Source organism: Streptomyces sp. NPDC055078, assembly GCF_053607985.1.
Window position 1 is genome coordinate 1 of record NZ_JBSGUP010000335.1, and the last position, 8,793, is coordinate 8,793.

General features: G+C 68.1%; 8 protein-coding genes and 1 tRNA gene. 3 read left to right on the plus strand and 6 right to left on the minus strand.

The genetic code is table 11. From position 1 onward, the window contains the following. Positions 1–206 precede the first annotated feature (206 nt). A tRNA-Ala gene (locus ACWF94_RS24940) sits at positions 207–280 on the plus strand. A 235-nt stretch (positions 281–515) separates the two neighbouring features. On the opposite strand, the gene ACWF94_RS24945 is transcribed toward ACWF94_RS24940, so the two are convergent. The 6 genes from ACWF94_RS24945 to ACWF94_RS24970 all read right to left on the minus strand — a co-directional run bounded on the left by ACWF94_RS24945 (position 516) and on the right by ACWF94_RS24970 (position 7,289). Beyond that, positions 516–2,141, minus strand: coding sequence for a hypothetical protein (locus ACWF94_RS24945; RefSeq protein ID WP_453492589.1), 1,626 nt, complete (start codon positions 2,139–2,141; stop codon positions 516–518). A 191-nt stretch (positions 2,142–2,332) separates the two neighbouring features. After that, positions 2,333–3,640, minus strand: a complete 1,308-nt coding sequence (locus ACWF94_RS24950; protein ID WP_453492569.1) for a hypothetical protein — start codon at positions 3,638–3,640, stop codon at positions 2,333–2,335. Between the two features lie 217 nt (positions 3,641–3,857). Next, positions 3,858–4,445: a hypothetical protein gene (locus tag ACWF94_RS24955; protein WP_453492572.1), complete on the minus strand. Its 588-nt coding sequence runs from the start codon at positions 4,443–4,445 to the stop codon at positions 3,858–3,860. A 187-nt stretch (positions 4,446–4,632) separates the two neighbouring features. After that, complete coding sequence (locus tag ACWF94_RS24960; protein ID WP_453492575.1) at positions 4,633–5,868, minus strand: hypothetical protein; 1,236 nt, start codon at positions 5,866–5,868, stop codon at positions 4,633–4,635. Next, a complete protein-coding gene (locus ACWF94_RS24965; RefSeq protein WP_453492577.1) occupies positions 5,868–6,575 on the minus strand; it encodes a YwqG family protein in 708 nt (235 codons plus the stop codon). Before ACWF94_RS24965 ends, ACWF94_RS24960 begins: the two co-directional genes overlap by 1 nt. Positions 6,576–6,800: 225 nt before the next feature. After that, positions 6,801–7,289 carry a DUF4265 domain-containing protein gene (locus tag ACWF94_RS24970; RefSeq protein ID WP_453492580.1) on the minus strand — a complete coding sequence of 163 codons (489 nt, stop codon included), beginning with the start codon at positions 7,287–7,289 and terminating at the stop codon, positions 6,801–6,803. A gap of 81 nt (positions 7,290–7,370) precedes the next feature. Between ACWF94_RS24970 and ACWF94_RS24975 the strand changes: the two genes are divergently transcribed. Together ACWF94_RS24975 and ACWF94_RS24980 are read left to right on the plus strand one after the other, a co-directional pair. After that, a complete protein-coding gene (locus ACWF94_RS24975) occupies positions 7,371–7,994 on the plus strand; it encodes a DUF6000 family protein (protein ID WP_453492583.1) in 624 nt (207 codons plus the stop codon). A gap of 45 nt (positions 7,995–8,039) precedes the next feature. Further along, positions 8,040–8,696: a hypothetical protein gene (locus ACWF94_RS24980; RefSeq protein WP_453492586.1), complete on the plus strand. Its 657-nt coding sequence runs from the start codon at positions 8,040–8,042 to the stop codon at positions 8,694–8,696. Positions 8,697–8,793 lie beyond the last annotated feature (97 nt).

The following is an 8,793-nucleotide window of genomic DNA, read 5'->3' on the forward strand; positions in this document are numbered from 1 at the left end:
CCGCCGCACCCCCCAGCCCCGCCGCACCACCCGCGACCGCGGTCGCACCCCCCTCTTCGACCAGTACGCGGACGACGACCGCCCGCGCGCGGCCAACGAGTGACCGGCACAACAGCCGCCGATCGAGCGCCAAGCCCCCTCGTGACCAGCGAAGGAACGGATTTCCAAGCACCCCGACCGGGATGCTAGAGTTTCCCTCGTTGCAAGGGCCTGTGGCGCAGTCTGGTAGCGCACCTCGTTCGCATCGAGGGGGTCTGGGGTTCAAATCCCCACAGGTCCACCGCACGACTGTTCTTGAGTTAGCTCAGGAGCGTTGACGAGATCCCGTCCGATCGAAAGATCGGGCGGGATCTTCGTCGTTTCGGGGGTCGTTCGATGCCTGTTCGGGGTGGTGGATGGCGGCGTATCGGGACTGGCGGGTTACTGGGCAGACGCCTGGCCGTTGCCAGGGCATGCGAACCGACCCCGGTCGCCCGGGGCTGGTGGTCGTGATGTGTGGCTGTGTCGCAGCTCGATCAGAGATTGGCCGGCGGATGTCGCCCTTTGTCGAGTGGTGTGGGGACGTACGGCCGGTCGCGATCTGGCGGAGCCGGAATGGAGTCGAAGTCGGCGTCGGAGAGTCGGCTGCCGGTGCGCTCGTAGAGCCAGGTTTCCAGGATGTCCAGGTTCCCGACGGCCACCATGATCGCGATCAGGATCGTCTGGGCAACCTGGCCGGGTGCTCGGCGGTGCATGGGGTTGCCGATGTCCATGTCGGCGCTCTTGAGGCGACCGTTGAGGCCTTCGTTGTGGGAGCGGATCGGCTTGTAGATCCGTTCCCAGGTGGGGCTGAGGTAGTGGCTGTCCTGCCGGAACTTGGCGATCTTCAGGTCTCCGGCCGCGTCGGTGGGAATGCTGATTGCGGATGCCCCGCAGACGGCTGGCAGCGCGTCCTTGCCGGGAGGGTCCGGCCACTCCCTGTCAGGAAGCTGGATGGTGGGGCGAGCCGAGGCATGGCTGGCGCGGGAGCGGCGATCCGCCAGCTTGATCACGGTCTGAGGCGGGCCAGAGGCGGTCGGTCGTGCAGGACGGAGGCGTTCTCGGCGTGGACAGTTCACCGAAGGCGACGGGCCGGCCGCCGGGCACTGCAGGCGCACGGTTCCTCGGGCGTCGGCGTTCTGCTTGAGCTTGAGGAAGTAGGGCAGCCGCTCGGCGACCACCGGCTTCAGTTCATCGAGCCGTCGGCGGAAGGCCTTGTCGTCCATGCCGTGAGTGGCCTGAGCCAGGGCGTTGGGGACGTGCGGGCAAGCGAGGGAGCCGTCGATCAGCACGGCTCCCTGCCAGCTGCCCTGGATGCCACGGTCGGCCGCCTTGTAGTCCAGAGCGAGGCGGTAGCCGAGTCGGCGTACGGGGATCTGGAAGTTCCCCGGCGAGCAGCCGGTGTAGGCGCGATCTGCGGCACAGGTACCTGTCGGCAATCGAAGCTCGGCAAGGTGCTTCAGCACAGTGACCGCGTTCTCGCCCGTGCGGACGGTCGGAGTGTCCAGGGTGAGGCCGAGGCAGAGCTGCGGGTAGAAGGGCGCGCGGCGGCCCTTCGCGGCCCCTTCGCCTGTGCGGGAGTGGGCGGCGACGAGCAGAGTCGCGCTGTAGCCGAAGACGCCTTTGTCGGAGCCGCCGCTGAAGTGCCAGCCGGCGGTGATCTCGACGGAGGCCGTGCCCGAGCGGTCGCTGTCCGGATCGGCCAGAACTGGGACCGAGGTGGCGTCCACTCCCACATCACCGGCCCAGTGCCGCAGGTATCCGCGTTGCTGTGCCAGCCGGACCGGGGCCAGTACGAGATCGTTCGCCATCCGTTGGAGCCGGTTCGCGGCGGCGCGGCCGGCAGCCTCATCCCAGACAGCGGAGTGGATGTCAGCCTCCGCTTGGGTGAGGCGCCGGCGCCGGTCGCAGCGTGTCGGGTCGAGCATGGTGGTGATCCGGTCCAGCCCTCGGTAGAGACGACGACTGGCAGCTATGCACGCGCGTGCCGTGGACGGCGGCATCTCGGGGATGCCGAGCCAGGCACGAGCTGTGGGTTGGAGGCGGAAGTGCAGGATCCGCCAGGCGTCGGAGACTGTGGCTCGGCCCGTGTAGTACACGGCGAGCATCAGGCCGGCCAACACGGTCCTGGGCCGCACGCCTGGTGGCCCGGGACGGCCTCGCAGCATGTCCTCCAGCTGCTGGGGCAGGCCAGAGCGGTCGAGAACGGTCAGCAGCTGGCCGACCTTGGAGTCGGGGATCTCGGTGAGCCGTCCAGGCCGCAGACGTGGCCGCGCATGGCGGGCAGCCAGCTGGTCGGCTTCAGGCCGCGCCCTCACGAGCGGCGGCCACGCAGCAAGCGGATCACCTCCGCCCTGGGTAGTGGGGGCACCCAGTGGTGGTAGCCCGCCAAACCGGCAGGGGAGGCCATGCCCGCGGCGGAAGCGACCGCCTCCGGGCTGATGCCCTCGGAAAGCCGGCCGACGATCCACGTCGACCGCAATCGCCGAGCGGAGAGCGGCGGCAGACCCGCATGGGGCCGATGCCGGGCAGGCCAGGACGAGACGAGGTTCTTGGCTGCCGCGACCTTCCGTCCCGGCCGGAAGAGGAATCCGGTTCCGGAGGTCTCTGCCAGCTCGGCCAGCGTGCCTTCCCAGTTGGAGTGGCACGCCACGAGTCGGCCGAGCAGCTTCTCTTCCAGCACCGCGACCCCACCAGAAGTCACGCGAACGTGGCTGCCTCGCATGGGCGGGACCTCGCCCGGCATCAGGCCACACCCGGCTCCGAGCACCATGAGGGCGAGGCCGTCGAGTCGAGCCTGGCCGGGCAGATGATTCGCCCAATCGCGCAGGCGGGCCAACTCTCCGGCACCGTAGGGCGGCTGAGGCGTGCGAGGCGAGGAAAGTCGAGCAGGAGGGGCCTCTCCGCGCTGGACCCACACCAGGGCCTCCCGTGCCCGCCGCAGCCAGGTCCGGTAGGTCAGCACCGTCGAGTCCTTCGCTGCAACGCAGCCCGACAGGATGAAGGCGTCGATCGTCTCGGTCCGCAGCCAGGTTCCCGGGTCGCGCGGGAATCCTCTCTGGTCCGCCCAGACCGCGATCCGGCCGATCACGTGCAGCAGATGCTCCGCCGCGTAGCAGGTGGCCGGAGCAGTCGCCGTCACGGTGGCTCTGACCAGCTCGGCGACCGGCGCCCACTGCCGATGCGGCAGCCGGGGCCGGTAGTCGCGGATCTTGTTGGAGACCTCCGGGCTCAGTGTCACAGACCAACAGAAGCGGCTGGACAAGCAGCCAGTGAAGACGTCGAAGGCGATCTTCACGGAAAGGAGTGCATCGACATGGTCGGAGGTTTGGCCCGCAAGACCGCGCCGAGAGACCTTGCCCGCGATCCGGAATCCTGGCCCGATTCCGCCGTCGACGACGTCGCCGCCAGAGTCGTCCAGGCCATCGCCCGCGCGCTCGCGCTCGCCCTGGAGCGCGAGAAGCGAAGCCTGCGGCAGGTCTCTACCGGATCCGGGGTCAACCGGCAGGCCATTGCCGACCTGCTCGCCGGCCGGTGCTGGCCGGACGTCGTCACTGTTGCCCGCCTGGAAGATTTCCTCGCTGTCCCGCTGTACCCGCGGGATGGAATGCGCAGTACGCATCAAAATCGGCCTTCCCGTCCCCAGGGAAACCCGTCCCAGGGAACGACGAAATAGGCCACGCGCCCCCGAGGCGAGGCGGATTGCTCTAGCCTCGGGGATGCGTGAGCCACTACGAGGGTCCACGTCATAGGTTCCGAAGAGGGTCCAAGCTCAACGGAGCCTGTCCCCTTCTCCCCGCAATGGGAGGAGGGGACATCTCATGTTCGGGGCGGCGGCGTCAGGCGTCCCCTCCCTGCGATTCCGTGACCCGGCGGGCGGCGAAGGTGCCGATCGGGTGCTCCACGGCACGGCCGTTCTTCACCAGCCGCTTGCAGGTCCGGCGGGTCGTCTCGATGGGCGCCCGCCCTTCGTCGCCCTTGGTCGGGCGCCCGAGGGCCTCTGTGATGTCCTTGACCTTCATCGGTCGTCCGGCGCCCACGAGGATCTGCTCGACCGCCTGCATCAACTGCCCGGACGGCGACCGTGAAGGCCCGCTCTGCCCGGCACGCGTCTCCTCTGGCGGCTTGCTCGGTTCCGACTCGTCACCGGCGGACGCATCGCCGTCCTCATCCTCCGCGTCAGCTTCCTGCTGGGAGCTTTGATCGTCCTCGGACGGCGCCGAGCGACCCGCGAGGAGCTCGGCGAGAGCTTCGCTCAGCTGATCGCGAGTGCTCGCGTACTTTGCCGCCTCGACTCGGAGGTCCGCGAGCTCTGCTTCGAGCTCCGAGATCCGCGCCAGCGTACGATCAGTCTTGCCGGAGTAGATCCCAACAGCCGTCCGCAACCCGGGAGCCGCATCCGGCTCGCCCACCCCTGTGAAGTCCATCCGCCCCTCCTCGGCCCTCCCGTACGACAGGACAACGGCAGTCATCGTAGGGAATGCCAGTCGTGCCCGGCAGCCAAATGACCAACGAAGTCTGGCAGTTGAGGCACGACGAAGTATGAGCCTGATGTCTGGCGCCCCTGACCTGCGTGTCTGCGACGCCAGTCGTAATGCTTAACATCGTCAACAGTTACGGCAGATCAGGCTCTGCCACGATTCCTGACGCCACGTCTTCGAGGACGAGGTCCGGAAGGATGGCCAGTCCCAGACTTTGAAGATCCACGTTCGGGCTGGCTGCCTTCTCTGCAACGCGGGGCGACCAGGAGGCCAGCCCGTCCAGTGCAGGTACCAAGCCTTCTCGGTCGTCACTGAGCAGGGCTGCCACGAGCGACACGACATCGGCGCGGGAGCTGCCTGCTGGAGTCGGGAGAACGGCCAGCCCTGAGAGTGCGCGCTGGTCACGAGAGCCACAGAGCGCCGTGAGGGCGGCGAGAGCGAATCGGACGGCATCGCTCTCGTTCTCCCAGCGGGACAGCAGTCTCGGCAGCTCGCTGCCGATGGCCCGCCGTGTCAGGTACTCAGCTGCAGACTCCTCCCAGGCACCCCCGAGTGCGGTGATGCGATCGGCCAGGGAGACCTCTGCAGCCGGCCCCGAAGCAGCAAGCCGCAACAGGTCGCCGAGCAGAACCAGCCGGCTGCCGGGCGCGACATTGTCATCGCAGACCAGCTCCATGAGGAATGGGACAGCCTCGATGGTCGTGTCGGTGCAGGTGCCTTGGTGGGCCGCAGCATCCGCGAGATCGCCGAGGAACTCGCCCGTCGACCCGTAGGGCTCGCCGAACGCGAACTCCTCATCGAGCAGCCACCCCACGGCATCCGGAGCATCCTCCGCGCTGCCGTACATGCGCTCTGCGACCGCTGCCACGGCCTGGACTACCGCTGCGGGCTCACCGACCTCACTGCACCTCCATGGCGGACCGGCCGGAGGCCGCGCGGGATCCCTGGGCAGAGGACTCGGAAGGGCGACGTCGGCGCCGGCCTGCTCATGGACCAGGCCGTCCCGTGGGAAGACTCCTCCGAGAGTCGCAGCATGCCCCTCGCTGTACCCCTGCTGAAAACCGCCGTAGGCACGGGCTACATGGGCCACCCGAATCCGCTCACTCCGAAGGAACGGATCGGGAGCCATGCGCTCGTACCCGCTGTAGACGGCCAGCGAGAAGACCTGCCACCACCCCTCCAGCTCTGGGTCCAGCGACGGCTGGCCGTACCAGAAGCTCGACGGAACAAACCGGAAGTGATCGTGGACGCGCACTGCCGTCAGACGGTGCCCCATCCCGGACAGCTCAGCCGCGGCAGCGCGGGCAGCATCCTCACTCGGCAGGCTCAGCGTGTACTGGACTCCCCAGGCGGGAGGAGTGGAGGTCATCAGCTGCACTGCCAGGTGAACATCGCCCGCTCGAAGCGCCGCCCGGCCAGGTCTTCCGGACGGATCAGCCAGTACAGGGCTCCGGCATCGCCCCACATCATGTCCGCGGCGTCCTCGCTGTCGAACTGGGCCAGCAGCACCCAGTTGCCCGCCTCCTCGGACAGCCGAGGGTCGTCCCAGGACACCTCGCCGTCCAGGACCGCCTCCGCGATCTCGATCTCCACAGGGTTCTGCACGGAGTGAGCGTGGCCGCCGATCTGATGCCCCACCTCATCATCGAACTCCCACAGCGCGTCAAGGAACTCCTGCGAGCAGACGGGGTGGCCATACCGGTTCCCCAGCGGGGCGCCCGGGGCGAAAGCGGCCCGGACGGACGGATGCCAGGGCTCGGTCGCCGTCATCTCCACCCGAGCGGTAAGCGTCACCACCGGATACGGCTTGAGCCCTGCAGTCGCCCCACGCTCCGCCACCTCCTCGCCAGCCGCCACATAGAGCACGCGGGCGCCCGCCCAGCTCTCCCGGTCCTCAGCAAGGACGAGAGCCTCGCCGTCGTCCAACTGCCCGTCGAAGTAGAAGAACAGCAGTGTCCCCGCAGAGGGCAGATCGATGTCTAGCGCAGCCGCTGGCAGGCGCCCGCAGTCGATCGAGGCGACGAAGGAGAGCGGACCGTGCCCCTCCCACACCGGCCACTCCGCGATGGCTGGCAACGCGGGAAGGCCACCGAGTCGACCCACAGCGTCGTCAGTGCCAGTTGCTACCTCAAGACGCACGCCAGGGCGAAGCAGACCGAGCCACTTCTCAGCATCCTCGGGCGACAGGTGCTGCAAGGCGAGGGATCGAAGGGCTTCTCGGGAACCATGTGTCATGTGCCCGATCATCCACGGTGCTGCTGACAGAGACCTCGGCGGCCTTCCCGCTGCACACGCGGCCGCTCAGTCCGTGGCCGTGGACCTCCAAGCAGCGGTAGCGCACCCTACTTCCCAGTGCCACCAGCCCTCCGTCGCACCGTGCTCAAGGAGCTTTCGGATCCGTGGCAGGTCCGCCCCTGGCGGGACATCCAGTGCGACCATCCGGAATCTCTCGATACCTTCGCCTGTCGTGCCGAGCTTGTGGAAGATCTCCAGAACGCTCTGCCGGGCTGCGGCTGATCCGCCGTCCTTGAGCACGATCAGCCGGATCGTGCAGTTCTCCGAAGCTCGGACTGTCTCTCCAGCCCAGCGGATGCCCTCATCGTCGATCTCAACCCGGATGATGTCGTCGCTGGCGACGCCACGGACGAACCACGGGGTGTTATCCAGCCGCACGGTTCCGTCGCCGAGGTCCACCGCCCAGAGGCTCTCGACGCTCGCCGGCGGCCAGCCATCCTCGTCTCTGTCCATCCGGAAATGGACCTTCACATGGTCGTCACTGGTGTTCGTCACGGCGCCATCATCCACGCCGCGTCCGCGGGCCAGTCGGTGGGAGTGCCGCCATGCCGTCCCGTGGTAGGGCACCATGCAGGAATGCGCCCCGACCCCGACGATCTGGAGCTGGACCAACTGCGACGCCACTACGTCACTGTTGATCGGCGCTACCTGCGCCTGAACTACGGGATCTTTCGCCTGGCGGAGCGCGAACGCGACAACCTTGCGCTGGAACTCGCCCAGGCGGCAGAGGCCATCACGCCGCGCGCACTCGGCCTCTTGCTCGACTGTGGATGGCGCGAACGCAAGACCGCTGCCTGGCTGATCGCGATCGCCGGTCGTACCGCCTTCCGCCCACGGCTGGGGGAACTCCTTCTGGCCAGCGCCGGCCCGTACGCAGGACACGCGTACTGCATCGCCCTGGCCACCTTCGGGACCCCAGCCGACGCAGACCTCTTGACCGCCTACCTCGACCGCTACCTGGCCCGCCCCGACCTGGGCTACGACCAGGCATCCGCCCTTGGCGCCTTGCTCCACCTCGACACCGCCCAAGGCACCGACCATGCAGCCCGCTTCCTCACGCCGGACGGCCCCTGGCAGCGGTGGGCACGCGAGCGGCCCTCAGAGCACGAGCTGGAGCCCGCCGAATGCCGGGAGATACTGGCCCAGTACTGCTCCTTCGTCCAGAAGAGCGCCCACCACCTTGCAGTGCACGGGTGGTGAGGTTCTCCCTTCCTATGGCGCGTCCCTGACGCTTAACGTCGCTGCGTGACCACGCATGCACCGCTGCCCCCTCGCCCTCCGGAAGGCCTGAGCCGCCGAGCCCGACAGTTCGTCCACGCGCATGGGCTGCTCGTCCCGTGCCTGGAAGTCCAGCTTCACCGGGACCAGTGGCTCATGCACGGGATACCCGCTGCCGAGGTCGACCGCGTTGCGGCCTTCCAAGCGCGCTGCGGCATCGCACTGCCTCCGGCACCCGTGTACGAGGGCGGTCCGCGGATCCTCGCCGCTGACACGCCCGAAGGCTCTGCCGAAGAAGGCTGGTGGTTCTCAGCCGGGGACGAGCGGGTGTCGATGGCCTACGGCTTCATGATCGGGCCTGGGGGCGAGTTCGGTATCCACGCCGAGCGCTGGACACCCTTGCACGCCAGCATCGACGGGTGGGTGGAATCATTGGCCCTGGCTCATCACGCCGCGCTCTGGGCACAGAGCATCACGAAGATCACGGGCGACGCCATCGACGACTTGGGCCTGGAGGAATACGAACCGGTCCGCGAGATCCAAGGCATCGCGGACAACTGGTGGCGGGGCGAAGACTCCCTCATCGCCGTCTACCGAGGCGAAGTCGACTGTCTCGCGGCGCCTCAGTGCCGAACGGCGCACATCTACCGCGGCCTTGATCACTGGGGTCTCCGCGGCGGCTGACCGCTGATCGGTGGGAAACGATCTCCGCCGATCTGGGAAGCGATCTTCAACTGCCCCTGTATCGCCTGGTCAGCGACACTCGTGAACACCCGACCGC

Excerpts from the sequence above, each read along its gene's own strand:
- ACWF94_RS24950 (WP_453492569.1), bottom strand. The coding sequence starts at position 3,640 with ATGCGTACTGCGCATTCCATCCCGCGGGTACAGCGGGACAGCGAGGAA.
- ACWF94_RS24955 (WP_453492572.1), bottom strand. The coding sequence starts at position 4,445 with ATGGACTTCACAGGGGTGGGCGAGCCGGATGCGGCTCCCGGGTTGCGG.
- ACWF94_RS24960 (WP_453492575.1), bottom strand. The coding sequence starts at position 5,868 with ATGACCTCCACTCCTCCCGCCTGGGGAGTCCAGTACACGCTGAGCCTG.
- ACWF94_RS24975 (WP_453492583.1), top strand. The coding sequence starts at position 7,371 with ATGCGCCCCGACCCCGACGATCTGGAGCTGGACCAACTGCGACGCCAC.